Origin of the sequence: Nocardiopsis sp. NPDC049922, from assembly GCF_040660275.1 — a bacterium.
In the GTDB taxonomy this organism is placed as follows: Bacteria; Actinomycetota; Actinomycetes; order Streptosporangiales; family Streptosporangiaceae; genus Nocardiopsis.
In genome coordinates, this window is the sequence record NZ_JBFAME010000004.1 from 258,125 (window position 1) to 279,794 (window position 21,670).

Annotated in this window: 25 protein-coding genes and 1 tRNA gene; 12 read left to right on the forward strand and 14 right to left on the reverse strand. The window is 72.2% G+C overall.

What is annotated here, in order from left to right; translation table 11 throughout:
• Positions 1 to 34 precede the first annotated feature (34 nt).
• From AB0I72_RS10100 to AB0I72_RS10110, 3 genes are all read right to left on the reverse strand, one after another.
• Entirely contained in the window at positions 35 to 307 is a 273-nt protein-coding gene (locus AB0I72_RS10100; protein WP_358565628.1) for an AbrB/MazE/SpoVT family DNA-binding domain-containing protein, read from the reverse strand.
• A gap of 161 nt (positions 308 to 468) precedes the next feature.
• Complete coding sequence (locus AB0I72_RS10105) at positions 469 to 1,707, reverse strand: cytochrome ubiquinol oxidase subunit I (protein ID WP_358565157.1); 1,239 nt, start codon at positions 1,705 to 1,707, stop codon at positions 469 to 471.
• A 51-nt stretch (positions 1,708 to 1,758) separates the two neighbouring features.
• On the reverse strand, positions 1,759 to 3,414 hold the full coding sequence (locus AB0I72_RS10110) for an FAD-dependent monooxygenase (protein ID WP_358565160.1): 1,656 nt from the start codon (positions 3,412 to 3,414) through the stop codon (positions 1,759 to 1,761).
• A gap of 212 nt (positions 3,415 to 3,626) precedes the next feature.
• Between AB0I72_RS10110 and AB0I72_RS10115 the strand changes: the two genes are divergently transcribed.
• The gene (locus AB0I72_RS10115) at positions 3,627 to 4,643 is read left to right on the forward strand and encodes a methyltransferase (protein WP_358565163.1); all 1,017 of its coding nucleotides are present in this window, start codon (positions 3,627 to 3,629) and stop codon (positions 4,641 to 4,643) included.
• Between the two features lie 34 nt (positions 4,644 to 4,677).
• Positions 4,678 to 5,577, forward strand: a complete 900-nt coding sequence (locus tag AB0I72_RS10120; protein ID WP_358565166.1) for a hypothetical protein — start codon at positions 4,678 to 4,680, stop codon at positions 5,575 to 5,577.
• 57 nt (positions 5,578 to 5,634) lie between these two features.
• Here the strand turns inward: AB0I72_RS10120 and AB0I72_RS10125 are convergent, their stop codons facing one another.
• Both AB0I72_RS10125 and AB0I72_RS10130 read right to left on the reverse strand, forming a co-directional pair.
• On the reverse strand, positions 5,635 to 6,537 hold the full coding sequence (locus AB0I72_RS10125) for a cytochrome c biogenesis protein CcdA (protein WP_358565169.1): 903 nt from the start codon (positions 6,535 to 6,537) through the stop codon (positions 5,635 to 5,637).
• On the reverse strand, positions 6,534 to 7,139 hold the full coding sequence (locus AB0I72_RS10130; protein WP_358565172.1) for a redoxin domain-containing protein: 606 nt from the start codon (positions 7,137 to 7,139) through the stop codon (positions 6,534 to 6,536). Before AB0I72_RS10130 ends, AB0I72_RS10125 begins: the two co-directional genes overlap by 4 nt.
• A gap of 282 nt (positions 7,140 to 7,421) precedes the next feature.
• Here AB0I72_RS10130 and AB0I72_RS10135 point away from each other — a divergent pair, with 282 nt between their 5' ends.
• Positions 7,422 to 7,856, forward strand: a complete 435-nt coding sequence (locus AB0I72_RS10135; protein ID WP_358565175.1) for a hypothetical protein — start codon at positions 7,422 to 7,424, stop codon at positions 7,854 to 7,856.
• A 167-nt stretch (positions 7,857 to 8,023) separates the two neighbouring features.
• On the opposite strand, the gene AB0I72_RS10140 is transcribed toward AB0I72_RS10135, so the two are convergent.
• Together AB0I72_RS10140 and sigJ are read right to left on the reverse strand one after the other, a co-directional pair.
• Positions 8,024 to 9,172, reverse strand: coding sequence for an FAD-dependent oxidoreductase (locus AB0I72_RS10140; RefSeq protein ID WP_358565177.1), 1,149 nt, complete (start codon positions 9,170 to 9,172; stop codon positions 8,024 to 8,026).
• A gap of 4 nt (positions 9,173 to 9,176) precedes the next feature.
• Complete coding sequence (sigJ, locus tag AB0I72_RS10145) at positions 9,177 to 10,091, reverse strand: RNA polymerase sigma factor SigJ (RefSeq protein ID WP_358565180.1); 915 nt, start codon at positions 10,089 to 10,091, stop codon at positions 9,177 to 9,179.
• 215 nt (positions 10,092 to 10,306) lie between these two features.
• Between sigJ and AB0I72_RS10150 the strand changes: the two genes are divergently transcribed.
• Positions 10,307 to 10,846, forward strand: coding sequence for a GNAT family N-acetyltransferase (locus AB0I72_RS10150; RefSeq protein WP_358565183.1), 540 nt, complete (start codon positions 10,307 to 10,309; stop codon positions 10,844 to 10,846).
• Positions 10,847 to 10,897: 51 nt separating this feature from the next.
• Here the strand turns inward: AB0I72_RS10150 and AB0I72_RS10155 are convergent, their stop codons facing one another.
• From AB0I72_RS10155 to AB0I72_RS10180, 6 genes are all read right to left on the reverse strand, one after another.
• Positions 10,898 to 11,107 (reverse strand): hypothetical protein, encoded by a 210-nt coding sequence (locus AB0I72_RS10155; RefSeq protein ID WP_358565186.1) that lies wholly within the window; start codon positions 11,105 to 11,107, stop codon positions 10,898 to 10,900.
• Positions 11,108 to 11,185: 78 nt separating this feature from the next.
• Positions 11,186 to 11,395 (reverse strand): hypothetical protein, encoded by a 210-nt coding sequence (locus AB0I72_RS10160; protein WP_358565189.1) that lies wholly within the window; start codon positions 11,393 to 11,395, stop codon positions 11,186 to 11,188.
• Between the two features lie 322 nt (positions 11,396 to 11,717).
• A complete protein-coding gene (locus AB0I72_RS10165) occupies positions 11,718 to 12,257 on the reverse strand; it encodes a hypothetical protein (RefSeq protein ID WP_358565192.1) in 540 nt (179 codons plus the stop codon).
• Between the two features lie 153 nt (positions 12,258 to 12,410).
• Complete coding sequence (locus AB0I72_RS10170) at positions 12,411 to 13,073, reverse strand: NAD(P)H-binding protein (RefSeq protein WP_358565195.1); 663 nt, start codon at positions 13,071 to 13,073, stop codon at positions 12,411 to 12,413.
• Positions 13,074 to 13,157: 84 nt separating this feature from the next.
• A complete protein-coding gene (locus tag AB0I72_RS10175) occupies positions 13,158 to 14,234 on the reverse strand; it encodes a 2-oxoacid:ferredoxin oxidoreductase subunit beta (protein WP_358565631.1) in 1,077 nt (358 codons plus the stop codon).
• A 28-nt stretch (positions 14,235 to 14,262) separates the two neighbouring features.
• A complete protein-coding gene (locus AB0I72_RS10180; RefSeq protein ID WP_358565198.1) occupies positions 14,263 to 16,116 on the reverse strand; it encodes a 2-oxoacid:acceptor oxidoreductase subunit alpha in 1,854 nt (617 codons plus the stop codon).
• Positions 16,117 to 16,579: 463 nt separating this feature from the next.
• On the opposite strand from AB0I72_RS10180, the gene AB0I72_RS10185 reads away from it, so the two are divergent.
• On the forward strand, positions 16,580 to 17,440 hold the full coding sequence (locus AB0I72_RS10185) for a M48 family metalloprotease (protein ID WP_358565201.1): 861 nt from the start codon (positions 16,580 to 16,582) through the stop codon (positions 17,438 to 17,440).
• 71 nt (positions 17,441 to 17,511) lie between these two features.
• Here the strand turns inward: AB0I72_RS10185 and AB0I72_RS10190 are convergent, their stop codons facing one another.
• The gene (locus AB0I72_RS10190) at positions 17,512 to 18,009 is read right to left on the reverse strand and encodes a YajQ family cyclic di-GMP-binding protein (RefSeq protein ID WP_358565204.1); all 498 of its coding nucleotides are present in this window, start codon (positions 18,007 to 18,009) and stop codon (positions 17,512 to 17,514) included.
• Positions 18,010 to 18,241: 232 nt separating this feature from the next.
• On the opposite strand from AB0I72_RS10190, the gene AB0I72_RS10195 reads away from it, so the two are divergent.
• From AB0I72_RS10195 to AB0I72_RS10225, 7 genes are all read left to right on the forward strand, one after another.
• A tRNA-Tyr gene (locus AB0I72_RS10195) sits at positions 18,242 to 18,323 on the forward strand.
• A gap of 641 nt (positions 18,324 to 18,964) precedes the next feature.
• Positions 18,965 to 19,210 carry a hypothetical protein gene (locus AB0I72_RS10200; protein WP_358565207.1) on the forward strand — a complete coding sequence of 82 codons (246 nt, stop codon included), beginning with the start codon at positions 18,965 to 18,967 and terminating at the stop codon, positions 19,208 to 19,210.
• 55 nt (positions 19,211 to 19,265) lie between these two features.
• On the forward strand, positions 19,266 to 19,514 hold the full coding sequence (locus AB0I72_RS10205; protein WP_358565210.1) for a hypothetical protein: 249 nt from the start codon (positions 19,266 to 19,268) through the stop codon (positions 19,512 to 19,514).
• A 12-nt stretch (positions 19,515 to 19,526) separates the two neighbouring features.
• Positions 19,527 to 19,775, forward strand: a complete 249-nt coding sequence (locus AB0I72_RS10210; protein WP_358565213.1) for a hypothetical protein — start codon at positions 19,527 to 19,529, stop codon at positions 19,773 to 19,775.
• 12 nt (positions 19,776 to 19,787) lie between these two features.
• The gene (locus tag AB0I72_RS10215) at positions 19,788 to 20,054 is read left to right on the forward strand and encodes a hypothetical protein (RefSeq protein ID WP_358565216.1); all 267 of its coding nucleotides are present in this window, start codon (positions 19,788 to 19,790) and stop codon (positions 20,052 to 20,054) included.
• A 127-nt stretch (positions 20,055 to 20,181) separates the two neighbouring features.
• The gene (locus AB0I72_RS10220) at positions 20,182 to 20,664 is read left to right on the forward strand and encodes a hypothetical protein (RefSeq protein ID WP_358565219.1); all 483 of its coding nucleotides are present in this window, start codon (positions 20,182 to 20,184) and stop codon (positions 20,662 to 20,664) included.
• A 137-nt stretch (positions 20,665 to 20,801) separates the two neighbouring features.
• A complete protein-coding gene (locus AB0I72_RS10225) occupies positions 20,802 to 21,662 on the forward strand; it encodes a DUF2397 family protein (protein WP_358565222.1) in 861 nt (286 codons plus the stop codon).
• The last annotated feature ends 8 nt before the right edge of the window (positions 21,663 to 21,670 follow it).

Below are 21,670 nucleotides of genomic sequence, written 5' to 3' on the forward strand. Positions count from 1 at the left end.
AACCGGGGGGTGGTGGAGAACGTGGCCAGTGTTCTCAGCTCTCCTCATCGTGTTCCAGAGCGTCGAACATCGACTCCGCGTCCTCGAACTCCTCGGTCTGCGCTGCGGCGATCTGCTCGCTTGCCTCTCGCTCGCCTCGCTGCCATTCCGGGTCCCAGAACCACGCCTGGTCGGTGGGGACCGGGGTCATGCCTCGAAGGATGACCTGGCCGCTCTCAGAGATGTCGAACTCGACCTCGTCGCCCTCACGGATGTGCAGGGCGTCGGCGACCTCGCGGGGCAGGGTGATCTGGTTCTTGCGGCGCATCACCGCACGTCGACGTCTGGCCCTCGTCTCACCCATCATGTGCGCGGCTCCTGTGTCGGGGTCGTGCGCCGGGTTCACCGCCCCAGCAGTACACCATCAGGATGACTCCGAAAGTCAGATAGTTCAACTTTCCTACGCGCACGGTGGCCCTGACACCGAGGTCAGTACACGGAGACGGGCTCCTCGACCCCCTCCTCCGCCGTCGGCCGCGCGAGCGGACCGCCCTCGGGCCCGCGGCGCGCGTACCGCACCAACAGCCACAAGGTCGTGCCCCCGAGCAGCGCGAACGCCGACGTGAACAGGGTGAACGACACCGCCGCCATCGCCGGGGACAACGGGGTCACCGCCTCCGCCGTGGTCAGGTGGTGCGTCACCGTCCAGGGCTGGCGGCCGAACTCCCGGTACACCCATCCGCCCACGCTCGCCGTGTACGGCAGCACCGGCGCGGCGATCAGCACCCGGTGGAACCAGCGCCACCGGTCGAGTCGGCGCGCCACCCACGCCACGGTCGCCACCAGCGTCAACAGGACGACCAGCTCCCAGACGACCGTCATCGCGCCGCCGGCCACGTCCCAGATCCACGAGTACGCGGAGTCGTGGGCCCCCTCGATCTCCGCGATCTCCGCCTCGCCGTAGGTCAGCCCCGTGGTCGGCGTCGGCCCCTCGGTGAACCGGAACTGGGTGCCGCCGGTGACCGCGACCGGCGCGATCGCCGCCATCACCAGCACCAGCCCGCACCGCACGCCCCGCCGGAAGATCCCCTCCGGGTCCCGGCCGCGCATCAGGTGGTAGGCGCTCACCGCGCACACGAACAGCCCTCCGACGAACAGCGCGGTGACCGACACGTGCGCGAATCCGAGCAGGGCCGACGGGTTGAGCGCCATCGCGAGGGGGTCGGTGAGCACCGCCCGGCCGTCACTCATCCGGAACCCGACCGGGTTGCGCAGGAATCCGTTGGCCACCATCACCCAGTAGGCGGAGGCGTAGGCGGTCAGCGTGACCACGGCGAAGCAGCCCAGGTGCGTCCAGCGGCCCATCCGGTCCCACCCGACGATCCACAGGCCCAGGAACGTGGACTCGACGAAGAACGCCGCCATCGTCTCCGCCGCCAGCGGCGCGGCGAACGCGTACCCGAAGACCTCGGTCAGCCCCGACCAGTTCACGGCCAGCTGGAGCTCCATGACGATGCCCGACAGCACCCCCATGGCGTAGTTGACGACGTACAGGCCGCCCCAGAACCGCACCGCCGCCCTCCGCGCCGGGTCGCGGAGCCGGACCGCCCGCCACTGGCTGAACAGCAGGAACGGGGCGAGCCCCAGGGTCAGGGCGACGAAGACGTAGTGGGTTCCGGCGGTGAGCGCGAACTGGAGTCTGGCCAGGGTGAGGGGGTCGTCGAACATCGGGAGCGCACCTCGTGTGACGCGGGGACAGGGGGGAGCGGGGACGAGCGGTCAGGCGGTGGGTCGGGCGAGCATCCGGGCCAGGGCGGCCCCGACCGCGTCGGCGGACGGCGCGCCCTCGCGCCAGCGGCGGGCGACGAACCCGTCCGGCCGGACCAGTACGGCCCCGCCCGGGGTGACGCCGTACCGCCGCGCCCAGTCGCCGTCGTCGTCGACCAGGTCCCGGCCCACGACGTACACGTCCAGCGGCACGCCCAGCGCGTCGGCGGCGCCCCGGGTGCCCTCGGCCCACGCTCCGCCGTTCAGCCCGTCCGATCCGGCCAGCAGCACCGGGCGTGGACCGAACAGGTCGATCAGGGAGACCCGCTCGCCGTCCCGGCGCACCCACAGGTGCGGAGCCCGGGTGCCGGGCCGTCCGGACAGCCGCTGCGGCGGGGTGAACTCCCTCTCCCGCGGGTCCGCGTCCGCCACGTCGTCGGTCACCGTGGACGACCGGTACCGGTACCCGAACGTCACGGCCAGCGGCTCCGCCAACGCCGCCGACCCCCCGAACGCCGACCGCCCCGGCCCTCCAGCGCCCGCGCCCGGACCGCCACCCGCGCCCGACCGCGCCGCCAGCCGCATGGCCGCCTGGCGCACGGTCGCCTCCGCCACCGGGCGGCGCTCCTCGTCGTAGCTGTCCAACAGCTCCCGGGGCGCCATCCCGTCCAGCACCGCCCACAGCTTCCACGTCAGGTCGTAGGCGTCCTGCACACCCGTGTTGGCCCCGTACCCGCCCACCGGCGGGATCACGTGCGCGGAGTCGCCCGCCAGGAACACCCGTCCCGCGGCGAACCGCTCGGCCGTCAGCGCCGCCATCTCCCACGGCATGACCCCCCGCAGCCCCACGGGCGCGTCGGGGACACCCACCGCGGCGCGAACCAGCCGGACACAGCGCTCGTCGGTGAAGTCTTCGGGGCTCTCCCCCCGCTCGGGCCGGTAGGTGACGATGAGCGTGCCCCGCCCCAGCGAGTCGTCGTGTCCCAGCACCCCCTCCACCTCGGCGTTGCGGACCTGGCAGATGGCGAACCGCCGACCGCGCAGCGGCCCGCGCAGGTCGGTGTCGAACAGGATGCTCATCTGGTGCCGCAGCACCCCACGCCCCCGACGCACGATCCCCAACCGCTCCCGCACCGGGCTGTGCGCCCCGTCGGCCGCGACCGCGTACTCCGCGCGGATCGCGTACTCGCCCCCGTCGGCGCGGTCGCGCAGCACGGCGGTGACCCCGTCCGCGTCCTGCGCCAGCTCCACGGCCTCGGTGCCGAACCGCACATCCGACCCCAGCTCGCGGGCGCGCTCCACCAGGATCGGCTCCACCCGGTCCTGGCTCAGCGACACGATCCGCTCCACCGGGCTGACCCCGCTGACGTCCTCCGGCTCCGGGATCCGCGACACCGCGATCTCCGCGCCCGCCAGCGACTCCACCCGGCCGTTGAGCACGTGCCCCGCGAACCCGGCGCTCTCCGCCAGCACCGCCTTCTCCACGCCGACCCCGCGCAGCAGTTCGAGCGTGCGCGGGTACAGCCCCCACGCCCTCGGGTGGATCGACGTCCCGGGATGCCGCTCAACGAGCACGGACCGCACCCCGCGCCAGGACAGGAAGAGCGAGGCGGACAGCCCCACCAGTCCGCCTCCGATGATCAGGACAGGAGTCGACTCGGTACGCACGACGGCCCTTTCGACGGCACGGTTCCGGGCCGCCAGGCTCGCAGGCGCCCCTGAAGTTCCCCTGTACGTCCGCTGGAGGAACGCTCGGAACCGCTCGGAGCCATGTCGGGTCGAGCGCGCGACGACCGATCGACGATCGGCGCCTGCGAGGGTGCACGCGATCCCGACCGGGCCGCACACCAACGCGGCGCAGTGCGAGAAGGAGTCCCGACATGGACGGCACGAAAGCGGACGGCGCACCCGACACCTCCGAGCTCCTGGACCTGGCCCAGGGCTTCTGGGCGGCCAAGACCCTGCTCACCGCGGTCGAACTCGACCTCTTCACCCTCCTGGGCCAGGGGCCGCTGACCGAGGAGGCCGTCCGCGAGCGGCTGGAGCTGCACCCGCGCGCCACGCGCGACTTCCTCGACGCGCTGGTCGGACTGGGCCTGCTGCGGCGCGACGGCGACGCCTACGCCAACGGCGAGGCGGCCGACCTGTACCTGGACACCGCCAAGCCCACCTGCGTGGCCGGGCGACTGCGCCTGCTCAACTGGCGCTACCGCGTCTGGGGCGGCCTCACCGACCTGCTGCGCACCGGTGAACGGCAGGCCAACCAGGACCGCGACTTCAACGCCTTCTACAGCGACCCCCAGGCGGTCAAGCGGTTCATGGCCGCCATGGACGGCGCCAACGCCGAGATCGGCCCGGCCCTGGCCCGCGCCTTCGACTGGACCGAGCACACCTCGTTCGTCGACGTCGGCGGCGCCCGGGGCAACCTCGCCGCCGACATCGTCCGCGCCCACCCGCACCTGCGGGGCGGCTGCCTGGACCTGCCGCCGGTCGAGCCGGTCTTCGACGAGCACATGGAGCGGCTGGGCCTCACCGGCAAGGTGACCTTCCACGCCGCCGACTTCTTCGCCGACCCCCTGCCCGAGACCGAGGTCATGGTCTTCGGCCACGTGCTGCACGACTGGGACGACCAGGACCGCGTCCGCCTGCTGCGCCGCGCCCACGAGGCCCTGCCCGAGAACGGGTGCGTGCTGATCTACGACGCACTCGTGGACGACGACCGCACCGACGCCGCCAACCTGCTGCGCAGCCTCAGTATGCGCCTGGTCACCCCCGGCGGCTCCGAGTACACGGCCGCCGAGTGCCGCGCCTGGCTGGAGGAGGCGGGCTTCACCGACGTCAGCGCCCAGCCGCTGTTCGGCACCGACTCCCTGGTCACCGCGTACAAGCGCGGATGACCCGCCCACCCACGCACCCGGAGAGGGAATGGACATGACGCATCGCGCACCGGGGCTCTCCCGCCGCCGGATCCTCGCCGGCGCCGCACTGCTCGGCACCGCCGCCGCGGCCCTGCCCGGCGCCGCGGCCGCCGCCGAGGGCGGGGCGGGCCGGGGCGGGACGATCGAGGTCGTCCTCGAACCCGACACCCTGGACGTCCCCGAGGAGATCCCCTGCGGCGTGGTCTCCTTCCACGTCAGCACCCCCGAGGCCGTCGGCCGCTCCCTGCTGCTGGTCCGCCTCGCCGACGGCGTGACCGCCGACCGGTACCTGGAGCTGCTCGCCGCGACCTCCACCTGGGACCCGGCCGAGAAGGCGGAGGCCGCCCGCGCCGTCGCCGCGGCCGCGCACAACCTCGGCGGCGCGGTCGTCGCGGCCGGGACCGACGCGGGGTTCACCCAGGTGCTGCGGCCCGGCCCCTACCTGTTGATCAACTTCGGGTACGCGAGCGGAGGACGTCCGGTCGCCCGGGAGGTCCGCGCGACCCGGCAGTCCTGGGCCGCACACGCGGGCACGGACGGCTTCGTCGTGCACCGCGAGACGTCGGACGGCGTGGAGTTCACCGTCTCCCGCCGCCTTCCGGCGAACGGCCGGTACACCCTCCTCAACACCACCGGCACCCCCCAGGAGGCGATGTTCTGCCGCGTCCAGGACGGGACCACGGAGGAGGACGTCCGGGCCTACTTCGACGCCCTGCGCGAGGGCCGGACGCCGCCGGTGCAGCCGCTGCTGACCCGACCCGTGGGCATGGCCCCGCTCGGCGCGCGGCAGTACGGGACGCTGCACGCCGAGTTCACACCCGGCCCGTACGCGCTGTTCTCCTTCACCATCAACCACGAGACCGGCTACAACCACGCGCTGGAGGGGGTGTTCCGGCTGGTCGAACTGGTCTGATCCGGTTGTCCGGCGCGGGGGGCACCGCCCGCCGCGCCGGACGCCCACCCCCGCGGCTCAGCGGGGCGGAGCAGCGGAGCCGCGCCGACCGCTCCGGCGGGACCGCCGCCACGCGAGCCCGCCGACACCGGCGACGAGCACGCCGAGCACGAGCGCGGTCCACCCCGGTCCCACGGACTCCACCAGGCGGACCAGCTCGGCCTGCACGCGGGTCGCAGCGCCCACGACCGGGTCGTCGGCCGAGCCGCCCGCGAACACGCGCAGCTCGAACCAGCCGTAGTAGGCGACGTACAGCCCGGCCAGCACGAGCAGCACACCACCGGCCCGCGTCACGTACGGCATGGCCCGGCGCAGCCGCGTCGCCACCGAGTCCCGGGCCAGCGCGACGGCCACGGTCACGACGCCGACGACCAGGCCCATCCCCAGCGCGTACGCCAGGAACGTCGTGACCACGCCGACCGCGCTCGACGAGCGCAGGGCGGTCGTGGTGAGGGCGAGGAACGGGCCGATCGTGCAGGACAGCGACGCCACCGCGTAGGTGACGCCGTAGACCAGCGCCCAGCGCGGGGAGCGCACCGGCCGTCCGGGGGAGGGTTTGGGCAGCAGCAGGGTGATCTCCCGGCCCGCGGCCAGCCACGCCCCCAGACCCACCAGGGCGGCGCCGATCACCACGGTCACCCAGGGCAGGTGGCGCTCCACCGACAGCGCGAGCGGGGTGACGACCAGCCCGAACCCCGCGAAGACGAGCACGAACCCGCTCGTCATCGCCGCCGTCGTGGCCAGGGCGCGCCCCAGCGACCGCCACCGGGCGCCGGCCGAGGTGCCGCCGGAGGACGCGTCCCCCGCGTCGTCGGAGGCGACCAGCAGCGCGAGATAGCCGGGGAGCAGCGCGAACCCGCAGGGGTTGAGCACGGCCAGCATCCCGGCCACCACGGCGATCGCGATCGGGAGCCCGATCATGACCCGTCGGCGATCAGGTCGACCTGGGCGTCGAGGTCGTCGTCGGAGAGCGTGCCCTGGACCGTCGCGAAGGTGCCGTCGGCGGAGACGAACGCGAACGCGGGCTGGCTCGCCACACCGAAGCCCGACCAGATCGAGCCGTCCTCGTCCACCAGGTGCGTCAGCTCCCCGGTCCCGGTGTCGGAGACGAAGCCGCGCATGGCCTCGACCTCCCCGAGCCCGGCGACCCCGATGAACTCGACGTCGCCGGAGTGCCGTGCGGCGGCCTCGGCGACGCCCGCCGCCTCGCCCCGGCAGATCGTGCACCAGGGGGCCCAGAACCACAGCACGGTCGGTTCACCCGCGAGGTCGGCGCCGGCGAACGCGTCCCCGTCCACGGTCCGGGTCTCGAACGCCAACGCGTCGGGGGTCTCGCCACCGGAGTCCCCGGCGGCGTCCCCGCCGTCTTCGGCGCCCTCCTGGGCCGCGGGCGCCTCGGCCGTCCCGTCGCCCGCACCGTTCTCGGCGTCGCCGGAGGCACAGGCCGTCAGGCCCAGGAGCAGCGCCAGCAGGGCCGCCGTCAGGGTCAGGGGGGTGCCGCGTCTGGAGGCCGTCGTCGCCATGGTCACCTCGGGATCTCGTTCGGGGATGGGGGCGGTCCGCGGGGTCACGCGTCCGCGGACCGGCGGGATCGCACCTCCGTATTCTCGGGCGCGCGTTCCCGGCCGTCCAGACCGGGGGTGCCGTACCGCGATCGGGGCTGCCTGCGCGAACGCGCCGAAAACGCATGGGGAAGGGGGGTCCGGCGGGTGACCAACGGCCCTCACCGGGGTAATGCACATAGTGAGGCGGGTCACATTTCCGGGTTCTTGCCATGGACCCGTGACCCCGAGGAGGTGGGGACCATGTCCACGATCGCGCACGCACGCTCACACGCCATGACGCACGCCTGGAGGGGTGCGGTGGCCGGTGTGATCGGTGGTGTCGTCTTCGGGATCCTGATGGCCATGACGGGCATGCTGCCGATGGTCGCGATGCTGGTCGGCAGTGAGAACGCGGTCGTGGGTGCGGTGGTGCACCTGGCGATCTCCGCGGTGTTCGGTGTGGTGTTCGGGCTCCTCATGGGCGCCCTCGCCGACCACGCGTGGACCACCCTCGGCGCGGGCCTGGCCTACGGGATCGTGCTGTGGGTCGTCGGCGGGCTCATCCTGATGCCCGCGATGCTCGGCATGGCGATGTTCCCGATGGGGCAGATGTCGATGATGAGCCTCCTGGGGCACGCCATCTACGGCCTGGTGGTCGCCGCCTCCATGTACGGCCTGAGCAGGAAGCACGTGTAGACCGGGTCCGGCGACACGCGTGCCGACGGCGCCGACGCCCGCCGGGGCGTCGGCGCCGTCGTGTCCGTATCCCACCCGCCGCGTACCTGGTCCCGCGTCCCGCCGGGGCGGACACCGCGCCGGACCCCGCTCCTCACTGCGCGGGACCGCCCGCTCCGAGCCGGGCCCTACGCCACCGAGGCCCGCACCCCGGTGACGGCGGCCCCGGCCGCAGCGAGCCCGCTGGTGACCGACACCTCCGCCAGGAGCCCGGGCGCCGCCACGGAGTCCCCCGCCAGGTAGACGCCGTCGCCCCGGTCGATCGCGGGCCGGTCCCGCCACGTGCGTCCCGGCAGGTCCAGGGCGCCCGTCCGCCCCCGGCACATCTGGTCGCGCCGCCAGGTGACCCGTTCCCGCCAGCCGGGCAGCACGTCGTCCAGCAGGCGGTCCATCCGTGCGGTGACCTCCGCCCGGGACTCGCCCACCCGTACCGGCAGCTGCGCCTGGTACAGGTCCTCGCCCTCGGGCGCGATCGCCCGGTCGAGGAAGGAGTAGCACTCGACGAACCCGGACTCGTCGAGGTCGAACACGATCGTCGGGGCCTTGGCCCGTCGGACCCCCAGGTCCACGAGCAGGGAGTGGCCGCTCTCCCACTCCAGCGTGTCGTCGCCGAGCAACGACCTGGCCGAGGCCAGCGGGACCGCCACGATCGTCGGGGTGTCGGGCAGCTCCGTCACCCGGGCGCCCGTCTCGATCCGGACCCCCATCTCCCGCGCCCGCGACGCCATGCGTTCCACCAGGGAGCCCCAGCCGCCGCGCGGGTAGCGGACGGAGGGCCACCGGGGCGCGGCGACCCGGACGAAGCGCTCCCACACGAACGCCGCCGAGAGCCGACCCGGGTCCGCTTCGTACGTGACCACGCCCAGGAAGCCGCAGACCGCGCGGGTGGCGGCCTCGCCCAGGTTCGCCCGCCCCCACGTGGCGAAGTCCTGGTCGTGCGGCGCGCGCAGTGACCGTCTCCGGACCGCTCCGACCAGCCCGGCCGACAGCGGCGGGGTGACCCGCCCCCCGTTCCGGATCCGGCCGCCGGCCAGGAAGGCCGGCGTCGGCCGGGAGACCGGTGGAACGAGGTCGCGGGCGGCCAGCCACGCGTACGGGGTTCCGTCGCTGTACAGGGCGTGCGGGCCGTCGTTGGCCACGTACGGCGGCTCGGTCGAGCGTGCCCTGCCGCCCAGCCTCCCGCGCGTCTCCCACAGGGTGACGTTCGCGCCCCTCTCGGCGCTGGCGATGGCCGCGGTCAGTCCGGCGAGGCCCCCGCCCACAACGGTGATGTCCATGCCCCTAGGACGAGGCGGGCGTCCGCAGACGTGACATCTTGTCGGGGTTGGCGACGAGATAGACGTGTCGGACCAGGTCGTCGACCACGTCCAGCACGACCAACGTCACGATCCGGCCGTCCGCCGCGACGTAGGCCGCCGGGGCGCCGTTGACCTCCATGACCCCGATGTCGAGGTCCGCCGGGTCCGCCTGTCCCTCGACCCCGGCGGAGTCGAGGAAGCGCTGGGTGTTGCGCTCCTGGCCGATGGCCCGCAGGAAACCGGCGACCTTCCGGATACCGTGCAGGACCCGCATCGGCGCCCGGACCCGTCCGCCGCCGTCGCCGACCAGCGTCACGTCGTCGGCCAGCAGCGCGGTGAGGCCGTCGAGGTCGCCCTCCAGACAGGCCTGGAGGAAGCGTTCGGTGATCCGGCGGCGGGAGCCCCGGTCGGCGTCGAACCGGGGACGCCGCTCGCGTACGTGGTCGCGGGCGCGCCGGGCGAGCTGCCGGGCGGTGGCCTCCTCGCGGCCGATGACCTCGGCGATGCGCGCGTAGGGGAACTGGAAGGCCTCGCGGAGGACGAAGACGGCGCGTTCGAGGGGGCTGAGGGTCTCCAGGACGACGAGGAGCGCGTACTCCACCGAGTCCGCGAGTTCGGCGTGGTCGGCCCCGTCGGGGATGTCGCTGACCGGTTCGGGGAGCCACTCGCCCACGTAGGACTCGCGCCGGGAGCGGGCGGAGCGGAGCCGGTCGAGCGCGATCCGGGAGGCGACGGTGACCAGGTAGGCGCGGGGATCGTCGACGATGGCGCGGTCGACCGTGTTCCAGCGCAGCCAGGTCTCCTGAGTCACGTCCTCGGCGTCGGCGGCGCTGCCCAGGATCCGGTAGGCCACGCCGGTGAGGAGGGAGCGGTGCTCTTCGAAGACATCGGTGGTCATGTCGGAAAGACGTATCACAGCGCCCCGGGCGTGACATCCCGGGGCGTGAGTCACGTCACTCGCCGTCGGCGCCGCCGAGCTTCCTTCGCCAAGGGCCGTTGGCGACCAGCCAGTGAAGAGACCAGCCCAGTCCCCACGCCGTGAAACCCCTTGCCCCACGGGCTTCCGCGTGCCTAGCGTGGCGCGGTCGCCGACCACGATCACGAGGGGGCCGGGTGTACCGACTGCGGGAGTGGGCGCCTGAGGACGCCGACCGTCTGACGGAGGCGTTCGAGGAGCGCGACCTGGCGCGGCAGACCACGGTCGTGCCGCGCACGCGCGCGCTGGCGCTGGAGTGGATCGCCCAGTGTCGGGACCGCGCCACCAGCGGGCGGGCGTTCGCGTTCGCCGTGGTCGAGGCCGACGGGCCGGTGCTCGGACACGTCGAGATCACCGTCACCGACCCGCGGCACGACACCGGCTGGGTGTCCTACTGGACCCACCCCGCCGAGCGGGGGCGGGGTGTGGCCTCAGCGGGCGCGCGGCTGGCCGCCGACCACGCCTTCGGCGCCCTGGCCCTGCACCGGCTGGAACTGGCGCACCGGATCAACAACCCCGGCTCGTGCGTGGTGGCGCGACGCGCCGGGTTCCGGCCCGAGGGTGTGCGGCGGGCGCGGCTGCGCCACGGGACCGAGCGGTTCGACGTCGGGGCGCACGCCCGGCTGGCCACCGACCCGGTCGAGGGTGTGGACCCCCGACCCTGCGGCGGCCTCTGACGCGAGCGGGGCACGGTGGTCGCCGTGCCCCGCCTCCGCGTGTCCTGTGGGTCAGTGGTTGTGGATGTTGTTGTTGGCGTCGAAGTCGATCACGTTGCAGCCGTCCACGGAGACCAGGGCGAACTGGAGAACGTCGGCGCAGATCGGGACGGTGATGTTCTGGATGTTGGCGTTGTTGTCGGCGGCGGCGGTGCCGGTCATGGAGCCCACGGCGAGGCCGGTGGCGAGAACGAGGCCGGAGACGGTGGAGAAGCGCTTCATGGTGTTGGTCCTTGTCGGTTCGCGATGTGATCGTTGGTACTGAGGAGGCCGGACGGCCCCCGAATGGCGTGCCCGTGGTTAGTGGGCGCTGATGTTGCCGTTGTGGTCCACGTCGACGACGTTGCAGCCGTCGGCGGACAGCCCGGCGGCCTGGATGAGGTCCAGGCAGATCGGGATCGTGATGTTCTGAACCCGGGCGTTGTTGTCCGCGGCGGCGGTGCCGGTCATGGCACCGAGGGCGAGGCCCGTCGCGAGGATGAGCCCGGACGCCTTGGCGATACGAGGCATGGAGGTCACCTTTCGGAAGATCCAAAACAGGGTGGCTGTAGCCGCCGGAAATAACTTAGCGTAGTCACGCGCATGCTTGGAGTGCTTCACGGGAAGAATCCAGAGGTTCCCGCGACTTTTCCCGGCCTTGGATCCGACATGACCGGACATGTCATGCCGACTCGGCGGCCGGTGTTACCGAACTGAGAACACGACACGTCCGACCTCGGGCGTGCCGCCCCCCACCGGCGACCACATCGACGCCCGTTCCGGTCGACGCGCACGAAAAAGGGCCCGCGCGGTGCGCGAGCCCAACCGGTGTGGAACGGCGTCCGGTGTCCTCCTACTGGCCGTACCCCGGGTAGTGCTGCCCGTAGCCCTGCTGGTGCTGGCCGTAGCCCGGCTGCTGCCCGTACCCCGGGTACTGCTGGCCGTACCCCGGGTACTGCTGCTGGTCATATCCCGGGTAGTGCTGCCCGTAGCCCTGCTGGTGCTGCCCGTAGCCCGCGTACGGGTCCTGTGCCTGCTGCGCGCCCGTGGCCGGGGTCGGGTAGGCCTGCTGCTGACCGGAGTGGTCGTGGTGCTGCGGGGCCTGCTGGGCCTCGGCCCGCTCGGCGGAGCCCTGGCCCGCGGTCGGGTCCGGTCGGAAGACGAACAGCCGCGCCGCCGTGTTCTCGGCCTCGCTCGGCGACGTCATCTCCAGCCGCCACCCCGCCTCCTCGATCCCCTCGAGGATCCGGGTCAGGCCGGGGCGCAGCTTGCTGTCCTTCTCGTCGTAGGCGTTGACGTCGAGCTGGATGATGAACATCCGCCGCTTCTGCTGTGCGGCGACCTTGGCGTGCTCGACGACCGTGCTGTCCCTCACGACCTGTGTGACGCTCATGAATAACCGTACCCATCTGCTCTGTTCGGAGCTGCTTCACCCGCCGAGGGCCTCCCGGGCGTCCGCGTCCGGCATGGCGGGACTCCGCCGGGCTCCGGATCCATCATGCCCCCTGTGGTCGTATCTGGCCACAGATCGGCCGGAACGGGCCGCTCAGGACGACATGGCACGGACCGCGTCCGCGACGGGCGTCTCACCGTTCACCAGGTTGAGAGTCCTGCCGACCGTCCCCGGTTCGTCCAGAAGCGCGACGATGACCGACGCCACGTCGTCGCGGGTCACCTCGGCGCGCTCGACGTCCGGGCCGAGCGCCACCAGTCCGGTGCCGGGGCCGTCGGTCAGCCGTCCGGGCCGCAGGATCGTCCAGTCCAGCTCCAGGTGGCGCTCGCTCAGGTCGGCGTCGGCGGCGCGCTTGGCCTCGACGTAGGCGGCCCAGACCTCGTCGGTGCCCTCGGGGACGGGCTCGTCCACGTTGATGGCCGAGATCTGGATCAGGCGGCGCACACCCGCCAGTGCGGCGGCGTCGGCGGTCAGGACGGCCGCCGCGCGGTCCACGGTGTCCTTGCGCGGCGCGCCGCTGCCCGGCCCGGCGCCGGCGGCGAAGACCACCCCGTCGGCGTTCATGACCTTCTCGGCCAGCTCGGTGACGGTGGCCTTCTCCAGGTCCACCACCACCGGCTCGGCGCCGGCGTCGCGGACGTCCCGGGCGTGGTCGGAGTTGCGGATGAGGGCGACGGGTTCGTCACCGCGGTCGGCCAGCTGCCTGGCCAGACGCAGCGCGATCTTCCCGTGTCCCCCGGCGATGACGATACGCATGCCCGAAGCGTATTCCCTCGAAGCCGACACCCGGGCCGGGCGCCGTGCACGGCGCCCGGCCCGGGGGCGGCGGGTGCACACCCCCTAGTCGACCGTCCAGGTGTCGCCGCTGGCCAACAACGACGCCAGGTCGCCGCCGCCCTGCGCCGCCCGCGCGTCGGCGACCTGCTCGTTCAGCAGCTCGTCGTAGGTGGGCCGCCGCACGTCGCGGAAGATCCCGACCGGCACGTGCTCGAAGGCGGGCTGGTCCAGCCGCGACAGCGCGAACGCGTACCCCGGGTCCTCCCGGTGCGCGTCATGCCGGATCAGCCGGTCCTCACCCACGGCGTCCACGTCCACGACCTCCAGACCGCCGAACTCCCCGGCGACCACGCCGCGGTCCGGACCCAGCCGCAGCGGCTCGCCGTGCTCCATGCGCAGCAGGCGCGTGTCACGCGAGGACGGGTCCTTGAGCGGCTCGAACGCGTCGTCGTTGAAGATCGGGCAGTTCTGGTAGATCTCCACGAAGGACGCGCCCGGGTGGTCGGCGGCCGCCCGCAGCACCGAGGTCAGGTGCTTGCGGTCGGAGTCGACCGTGCGCGCCACGAACCCCGCCTCGGCCCCCAGCGCCAGCGACACCGGGTTGAACGGGTGGTCCAGCGACCCCACCGGCGAGGACTTGGTGATCTTGCCCGGCTCCGAGGTGGGGGAGTACTGCCCCTTGGTCAGCCCGTAGATGCGGTTGTTGAACAGCAGGACGTTGACGTTGACGTTGCGCCGCAGCGCGTGGATGAGGTGGTTGCCGCCGATCGACAGCCCGTCCCCGTCGCCGGTCACCACCCACACCGACAGGTCCGGCCGACTGCTCGCCAGACCGGTGGCGATGGCCGGGGCCCGCCCGTGGATCGAGTGCATCCCGTAGGTGCTCAGGTAGTAGGGGAACCGGGAGGAGCAGCCGATCCCCGACACGATCACGATGTTCTCGCGCGGGACGCCCAGCTCGGGCAGGAAGGACTGGAAGGCCGCCAGGATCGCGTAGTCGCCGCAGCCGGGGCACCACCGCACCTCCTGGCCGGACTTGAAGTCCTTCGCCCGGTAGGCGGCGTCGGTCCTGGGAACCAGGCTCAGTCCGGCGAACCCCCCGCCGTCCCCGGCCCCCGCGCCGCTCCCGTCCGCGTTCACCGCTCCGCGCGCCGCGCGGTCGCCGTTCTCACTCACCACGGTCGATGACCTCCTGAAGCACGCCCGCCAGCTCCTCGGCGCGGAACGGCAGACCGCGGACCTTGTTGTAGCCGATGACGTCGACCAGGTACCTGCCGCGCAGCAGCAGGGCCAGCTGGCCGAGGTTGATCTCCGGGACCACCACCCGGTCGTAGCGGCGCAGCACCTCGCCGAGATCGGCCGGGAACGGGTTGAGGTGGCGCAGGTGGGCCTGGGCGATCCGCCCGCCCGCGCGCCTGACCCGCCGCACCGCCGCCGTGATCGACCCGTAGGTGCCGCCCCACCCGAGCACCAGGACGTCCGCGTCGCCGGTCGGGTCGGACACGTCCACGGGCGGGATGTCGCGCGCGATCGCGTCGATCTTGCCCTGCCGGGTGCGGACCATGAGGTCGTGGTTGGCGGGCGTGTAGGAGATGTCACCGGTCGAGGCGTGCTTCTCGATGCCGCCGATCCGGTGCTCCAGCCCCGCGGTCCCGGGCACCGCCCACGGGCGGGCCAGGGTGTCCGGGTCGCGCTCGTAGGGCAGGAAGGCGCCGTCGGGCCCGTTGGGCGCGGTCGCGAACCCGGGGTCGATCTCGGGCAGCGCGTGGACCTCCGGCAGCCGCCAGGGCTCCGACCCGTTGGCCAGGTACCCGTCCGAGAGCATCACGACCGGCGTCCGGTACGTGACCGCCAACCGGACGGCCTCCAGCGCGGTGTCGAAGCAGTCCGCGGGCGAGGACGGCGCGACCACCGGCAGCGGCGACTCGCCGTTGCGGCCGTACAGGGCCATGAGCAGGTCGGTCTGCTCGGTCTTGGTCGGCATGCCCGTGCTGGGGCCCGCGCGCTGGACGTCGATCACCACGAGCGGGAGTTCGGTCATGACCGCCAGGCCGACCGTCTCCTGCTTGAGCACCATGCCCGGACCCGACGTGGTGGTCACGCCGAGCGCGCCGCCGAAGGCCGCGCCCAGGGCCGCGCCGACACCGGCGATCTCGTCCTCGGCCTGGAAGGTGCGCACGCCGAACCGCTTGTGCCGGGACAGCTCGTGCAGGATGTCCGACGCCGGGGTGATGGGATAGGAGCCCAGGAACAGCGGTAGCCCGGACCGCTGGGACCCCGCGATCAGCCCGTAGGCGGTGGCGAGGTTGCCGGTGATGTTCCGGTAGGTGCCCCGGGGAAGGCGCGCCGGTTTGATCTCGTAGGAGACCGCGAAGTCCTCCGTGGTCTCCCCGAAGTTCCACCCCGCCTGGAACGCGGCCAGGTTGGCGGCCAGGATGTCCGGCTTCTTGGCGAACTTCGCCTTGAGGAAGGCCCGTGTGCCCTCGGTCGGCCGGTTGTACATCCACGACAGGAGGCCGAGCGCGAACATGTTCTTCGCGCGCTGCGCGTCCTTCTTCGAGACGTCGGCCCCCGCCAGCGCCTCCACGGTCATGGAGGTCAGCGGGACCGCGCTGACCTTGAACCCGTCGAGGGTGCCGTCGGTGAGCGGGTCGGCGTCGTAGCCGACCTTGGCCAGGCTGCGCCGGGTGAACTCGTCGGTGTTGACGATCACCGTGGCGCCCCTCGGCAGGTCGTCGAGGTTGGCCTTCAGAGCCGCGGGGTTCATGGCGACCAGGACGTCCGGGGCGTCGCCCGGGGTCATGATGTCGTGGTCGGCGAAGTGCAGCTGGAAGCTGGACACGCCCGGCAGGGTCCCGGCGGGGGCGCGGATCTCCGCGGGGAAGTTCGGCAGGGTCGACAGGTCGTTGCCGAACGACGCGGTCTCCTGGGTGAATCGGTCACCGGTCAACTGCATCCCGTCGCCGGAGTCGCCGGCGAAGCGGATGACGACGCGGTCGAGCTGTTCGATCTGTTTGGCCACTGAGATCGACGACCTCCTTGGTGAGCCGCCCGTCGTGAGGGGCGGCGGCGCTCGGTTGTCAGCCCCGGTCGGTCCGTGTCACGCCGCAGGGCGGCCGATCCGGGGACGTGGGGACAGCGGGTGCGGCCCTCGCGGTGACCGGGCGCGCCAACCCGGCCTCACGCGGCGTCGTCGCGACGGTCGGTCGTGTAGGGGCCAGCCATCGACGACACGGCCGCTCGGCGTCGGACAGGGGAGGCCCCGGCCCGACGTTCCCAGTGATAAGGGCCACGTTCGCACTATAGGTCTTCGCCCGTGGGCGGTTCTCTCCCGGGTGGCGATTGTCACAGCCGGTGGGCGGGGGAGGGGCGGAGGGATGTGACGGACAGCCGGTCACATGGGGAACGCAAGACGCCGACCCGCACGTTTGTCACCATGTACGCATCCAAAGCGGGCGCGGCCACGGTACGGGGGAGGTGACGGCGTGCACGTCAACGCGGTTCGCGCGGTCGGTCTGTTCGTCGGCGCCGGAGCCCTCGTCGTGGCCGGCGGCTGGCTGTGCGGGGCAGCCGCCGGAGCCCAGTTCGGCCTCGCGCTGGTCGTGTGCGCGGGGGTCCTGGTCCACCTGTTCGGGGACACGCTGGCGCTGCGCGCGATGCGGGCCCACCCGGTGAGCGAGATCGAGCAGCCGGAGCTGTACCGGATCGTCCGCGAGCTGGCCACGGCCGCCCGGCAGCCGATGCCCCGCCTGTACCTGTCGCGGGTGCGGTCGCCCAACGCCTTCGCCACGGGCCGGAACCCGCGGCGGGCGGCCGTGTGCTGCACGACGGGCCTGCTGCGCACCCTGAGCGAGGACGAGCTCCGCGGTGTGCTGGCGCACGAACTGGCGCACATCCGTTCCCACGACACCGTGATCAGCTCCGTGGCCGCCACCCTCACCGGGCTCATCGCCGCGCTGACCCTGGTGACGTTCCTGCTGCCGCTGGGGGAGTCGGAGGAGACCGACATGCCCAACCTGCTCGGCGGCCTGCTGCTGGCCCTCCTGGCGCCGCTGGCGGCCGTGGTGGTCCACTGCGGGGTCGGGCGGCACCGGGAGTTCCGGGCCGACGAGGAGGCGGCTCGGCTGACGGGGGACCCCGAGGCCCTGGCGAGCGCGCTGCGCAAGCTGGAGGCGGGCGCGCGCACGCATCCGCTGCCCCAGAAACGCCCCCTGTTCGCCGCGGCGCACCTGATGACCACCAACCCGTTCCCGTGCGGGATCGGCCGCCTGTTCTCCGCGCACCCGCCGGTGGCCGAGCGCGTGCGGCGGTTGCGGGGCCTGCGGAGCGGGTGGGACCTGGGCTGAGACGCGCCACGGCCGCCCCGCTCCCGGCTCGGGAGAGGGCGGCCGTGTTCGCGTCCGGTACCCGGCGGCGGTTACCGGTAGTTGACGAACTGGAGCGCCAGGTCGAAGTCCTTGGCCTCGATGAGCTTCATGACGCTCTGGAGGTCGTCCTTCTTCTTGGAGCTGACGCGCAGCTCGTCACCCTGGATCTGCGCCTTGACGCCCTTGGGGCCCTCGTCGCGGATGAGCTTGGAGATCTTCTTGGCGTCCTCGGAGGAGATGCCCTCCTTGAGGCTGATGGGGAGGCGGTACTCCTTGCCGGAGACCTTGGGCTCCTCGGCGGGGTCGAGGACCTTGAGGGAGATCTTCCGCTTGACCAGCTTCTCCTTGAAGAGCTCCAGGGCGGCCTTGGCGCGCTCCTCGGAGCCGCTCCTGATCTCGACCCCGTCCTCGCCCTGCCAGGCGATGGTGGTTCCGGTGCCCTTGAAGTCGAACCGCTGGGCCAGCTCCTTGCCCGCCTGGTTCAGGGCGTTGTCGACCTCCTGACGGTCGAGTTTGGACACCACGTCGAAACTGGATTCGGCGGCCACGTACGCTCACACCCCGTTGTCTGTCATGGGTCGCGGGCGCTCGTGGGCGCCCGCGCGGTCTCGTCCTGCCCGCGCCGACGGTCCGGCCGGGTGGGGTCACGAGCTTAGCCGTGCGCTGCTCAGGACGCCCGAACGCCCTGCTGGGGAGGCGCGCGGGTAAACGATTTCAGGTTCGGGGCGAAGATCCGCTATTCTCGTTCATGCGCCGCGACGAACACGTCGCCGCAGCCCAGGCAGGTTGCCCGAGCGGCCAATGGGAGCGGACTGTAAATCCGTCGGCTTAGCCTTCGAAGGTTCGAATCCTTCACCTGCCACACTGGGATCAGGCCCCGGTGGTCAGCGAAAACGCTGACCACCGGGGCCTTTCGCATGTCGGGGGTCCGTGCCCGCCCGTGGGGTGTGGCGGTGGTCACGGGCGGATGGCGGGGTCCGCCCCGCGTGGTCCCCGGGGTGCTTGGAGGGCGATGGGAGTGGCGTGCGTCACTCTCCACGGCGCCGCGGTCGCCCTCGGGGGATTCGGCCGATCGCGAATCGATCGCGTTAGCGTCACGGGCGAATTACGCACGGTAATGGGTGTGTCGTGACCCCCTCATGGGCCGGGCTTGTCCCTCGCGCGCCCCTGAACTGCGGATTCGCCGACGGGGTGGGCGAATCGGCGGCTCACGGTCGGTGTGCTCCGCGTGGGTCTGGCTCGTTTCGCCCGTCTCGCCGTGGGTGGGAGGACCCGAGGGGTTTCGCTGCGTTGACGTCGGTCACGTGGAAGTGTCGGATCGGTAGGGATTCGCCCCCGAACAAAAAGAATGTCACCGACAATTCGGGCAAATTGCTTTGCGAGTTTCGGCGTTGACAAAAAACCGGGGTCGGATGATGATTGCCCCAGTCCACCGCGACACAGGTGCAAGAAGCGCCTGCGTCTTTTTCTGTCAACACCTCGCATTGATACTCGGGGGAAGTCATGATCAAGAAGATGGCCGCTGCTGGCCTGGTCGCCGGTGCCGCGATGGGCGCGATCCTCACGGGGGCTCCCGCGTACGCCTCGCACGGTGGCGACCAGCAGTTCAACCAGAACCTGCAGGTGGTTCCGATCCAGTCCTGCAACCTGACCGGCAGCGTCGGCCTGGTTGCCGTCACCATCCCGATCCTGTCGCCGCAGACCACGGGCGACTGCGTGAACGGGCCCATCGGCACCAACATCAGCTAGTTCCGGCAATTAGCTCGCCGAGACAGTTCTCCAACTTTTCTGAAGGGTAATACAAATGCTGCGTAAGCTCGGTGTTGCCGGCCTCGTCGCTGGTGCCGCTTTCGGTGTCGTTCTCTCCGGCTCCCCGGCCTCCGCCGGCTCGCACGGTGGCGACCAGCAGTACAACCAGAACCTCCAGGGCATCCCCGTCCAGCTGTGCAACACCAGCGCGGCCGTCGGCCTGGTGGCCGTGAACATCCCGGTCCTGTCGCCGCAGACCACCGGTGACTGCACCAACGGCCAGGTCGCCACCAACATCGACTAGGAGATCTCTGACATGCTGCGCAAACTCACCACCGCCGGCGCCGTCGCCGGAATCGCTCTGGGCGCCGTCCTGGCCGCCACGCCCGCCTCCGCCTCGCACGGTGGCGACCAGCAGTTCAACCAGAACCTGCAGGTCGTTCCCATCCAGCTCTGCAACACCGAGCTGACCGTGGGTCTCCTGGCCGGCGTGAACATCCCGATCCTGTCGCCGCAGACCACGGGCGACTGCGTCAACGGGCCGGCCAGCACCAACGTCCACTAGGAGCACCAGGTCATGTTGCGAAAGCTCACCGCGGCCGGTGCTCTCGCGGGGATCGCGTTCGGGGCGGCTCTCATGGGCGCCCCGGCCTCCGCGGACTCACACGGCGGCGACCAGCAGTACAACCAGAACCTGCAGGTCATTCCCGTCCAGCTGTGCAACACCAGCGCGGCTGTGGGTCTGGTGGCCGTCAACGTTCCGGTTCTGTCGCCGCAGACCACGGGCGACTGCACCAACGGCCCCGAGAGCCTCAACCTGAGCCACGAGAACGACAGGTACTAGTCCTTGAGTGGCGGGGCCTGACGGCCCCACAGTGACGGAAAAGAGCGGTTCGGAGGCCCCCCGGCGTGTGCTGGGGGGCCTTCTCGCGGTTCGGGGGCATGATGGGGCGCACACGGAGGAGGTCGGAATGAAGCGTGTTCTCCTGAGCGGCGCGGTCCTGCTGTTGGTGACGGCCTGCGGAGAGCAGGTCGCCACACCCAGGGAGCCCGAGGACGGCGGCCCGGACGAGGTGGTCTCGCCGAACACCGGCGGTCCCAACGGCGCGCCCTACGTCTTCAACCGGTACGGCGACCCCGAAGGGTTCGACGACCAGCGCCCGACCGACTACGTCGCCACCGAGTTCACCACCTTCGGCCGGATGAACTGGGAGGAGTGGTCCGCCGAGACCGCGCGCGGCCACGGCGAGCTGTCCGGGACCTGGTGCTTCGAGTGGGACTGCACGGACGACCCCTACGAGGTGGACGTCGAACTCTCCGGCCCGCGCGAGGTCGGCGGCACCGAGTACTTCACGACGTACACGATCAGCGACCCGGCCGGGGACATGCCCGACGAGGCCCGCGAGGCGATGGAGCAGGCGGACGGGGGCCGCCTGGACCTGCCGCCGGAGTAGCGCCCACCAGGAATCCTCCCAAACTTCCGAAAAAGTACATAATCCCTGCTCAGAACGGGTGATGGGGGTGGTCCACCCGGACTATGCCGGGCCGATCCGGGCGTGGCGTGTCCGTGAGGTCTCTACTCTGCTGAGTTGTGGGACTCAAGGAGCGGCCGGACGACCGCGCGGACGACGGACAGGGCCTCGGCGACCCGCCGGTGCCACGGCACGGCCGCGCCGCCCTGCTGCGCCTGGCCTCGTGGTTCGAGGAGGCCGACCCGGACCGCGCCGAGGCGCTGGCCACCGCCGCCTACGGCCTGCACTCCGACCTGCGCCTGGCGGGCCGCGCGGACGACGGCGTCGCCGCCACCACCAGTTGGTGGCACGCCGACCCGGACCGCGGCACGGTCACCGAGCGCCCCGGCACCCGCCCGCCCGAGCCGGTCCGCGACCACCGCGACCAGCGGGCCCGGCTGCGCGACGCCGCCGAGTCCTCCGCGCACTGGCGCCGCGCGGGCGCCTCGCGGATCCGCGCGCTGCTCGCCGAGCCCACCGGGGACCGCGCCCGCCTGGACCTGTCCGGGCCCGGGATGGAGGTCCTCATGGAGCTGCTCACCGCGGCCCTCGGGTCCGGTGACGCCAGCCGACGCCCCACCTCCGCCGGGGACCTGGAGTTCGCCCTCCGGCTGCACGTGTTCTCCGCGCCCGGCGCCGAGGTCACGATCCTGGGGGAGGGCGGTGAGCTCACCCTCGAGGGGCTGCGGCTGTGCGTGACCCCCTACGACCAGCACGTCCTCGAACTCCCAGCCGCCCCGACCGCCCCGTCGGCGGCCGACGCCGTCACCGGCCCCATCCCCGTCGTCACGGCCGACATCCCCGAACCCCCGGTCGACGGGGGCCACCGCGACCAGATCCGGGCGAGCACGGACACCCCTCCCCACGACGGGACCCCCAACCCCGACAACGAGACCACCGGACCGATCGACCTGTCCGCGCACCGGCGCGAGGCCCTGTAGACGGGGGT

Coding starts and splice junctions, on each gene's coding strand:
- AB0I72_RS10100 (WP_358565628.1), bottom strand. CDS start 307: ATGCGCCGCAAGAACCAGATCACCCTGCCCCGCGAGGTCGCCGACGCC.
- AB0I72_RS10105 (WP_358565157.1), bottom strand. CDS start 1,707: ATGTTCGACGACCCCCTCACCCTGGCCAGACTCCAGTTCGCGCTCACC.
- AB0I72_RS10115 (WP_358565163.1), top strand. CDS start 3,627: ATGGACGGCACGAAAGCGGACGGCGCACCCGACACCTCCGAGCTCCTG.
- AB0I72_RS10120 (WP_358565166.1), top strand. CDS start 4,678: ATGACGCATCGCGCACCGGGGCTCTCCCGCCGCCGGATCCTCGCCGGC.
- AB0I72_RS10125 (WP_358565169.1), bottom strand. CDS start 6,537: ATGATCGGGCTCCCGATCGCGATCGCCGTGGTGGCCGGGATGCTGGCC.
- AB0I72_RS10130 (WP_358565172.1), bottom strand. CDS start 7,139: ATGGCGACGACGGCCTCCAGACGCGGCACCCCCCTGACCCTGACGGCG.
- AB0I72_RS10135 (WP_358565175.1), top strand. CDS start 7,422: ATGTCCACGATCGCGCACGCACGCTCACACGCCATGACGCACGCCTGG.
- AB0I72_RS10140 (WP_358565177.1), bottom strand. CDS start 9,172: ATGGACATCACCGTTGTGGGCGGGGGCCTCGCCGGACTGACCGCGGCC.
- sigJ (WP_358565180.1), bottom strand. CDS start 10,091: ATGACCACCGATGTCTTCGAAGAGCACCGCTCCCTCCTCACCGGCGTG.
- AB0I72_RS10155 (WP_358565186.1), bottom strand. CDS start 11,107: ATGAAGCGCTTCTCCACCGTCTCCGGCCTCGTTCTCGCCACCGGCCTC.
- AB0I72_RS10160 (WP_358565189.1), bottom strand. CDS start 11,395: ATGCCTCGTATCGCCAAGGCGTCCGGGCTCATCCTCGCGACGGGCCTC.
- AB0I72_RS10165 (WP_358565192.1), bottom strand. CDS start 12,257: ATGAGCGTCACACAGGTCGTGAGGGACAGCACGGTCGTCGAGCACGCC.
- AB0I72_RS10170 (WP_358565195.1), bottom strand. CDS start 13,073: ATGCGTATCGTCATCGCCGGGGGACACGGGAAGATCGCGCTGCGTCTG.
- AB0I72_RS10200 (WP_358565207.1), top strand. CDS start 18,965: ATGATCAAGAAGATGGCCGCTGCTGGCCTGGTCGCCGGTGCCGCGATG.
- AB0I72_RS10205 (WP_358565210.1), top strand. CDS start 19,266: ATGCTGCGTAAGCTCGGTGTTGCCGGCCTCGTCGCTGGTGCCGCTTTC.
- AB0I72_RS10210 (WP_358565213.1), top strand. CDS start 19,527: ATGCTGCGCAAACTCACCACCGCCGGCGCCGTCGCCGGAATCGCTCTG.
- AB0I72_RS10215 (WP_358565216.1), top strand. CDS start 19,788: ATGTTGCGAAAGCTCACCGCGGCCGGTGCTCTCGCGGGGATCGCGTTC.
- AB0I72_RS10220 (WP_358565219.1), top strand. CDS start 20,182: ATGAAGCGTGTTCTCCTGAGCGGCGCGGTCCTGCTGTTGGTGACGGCC.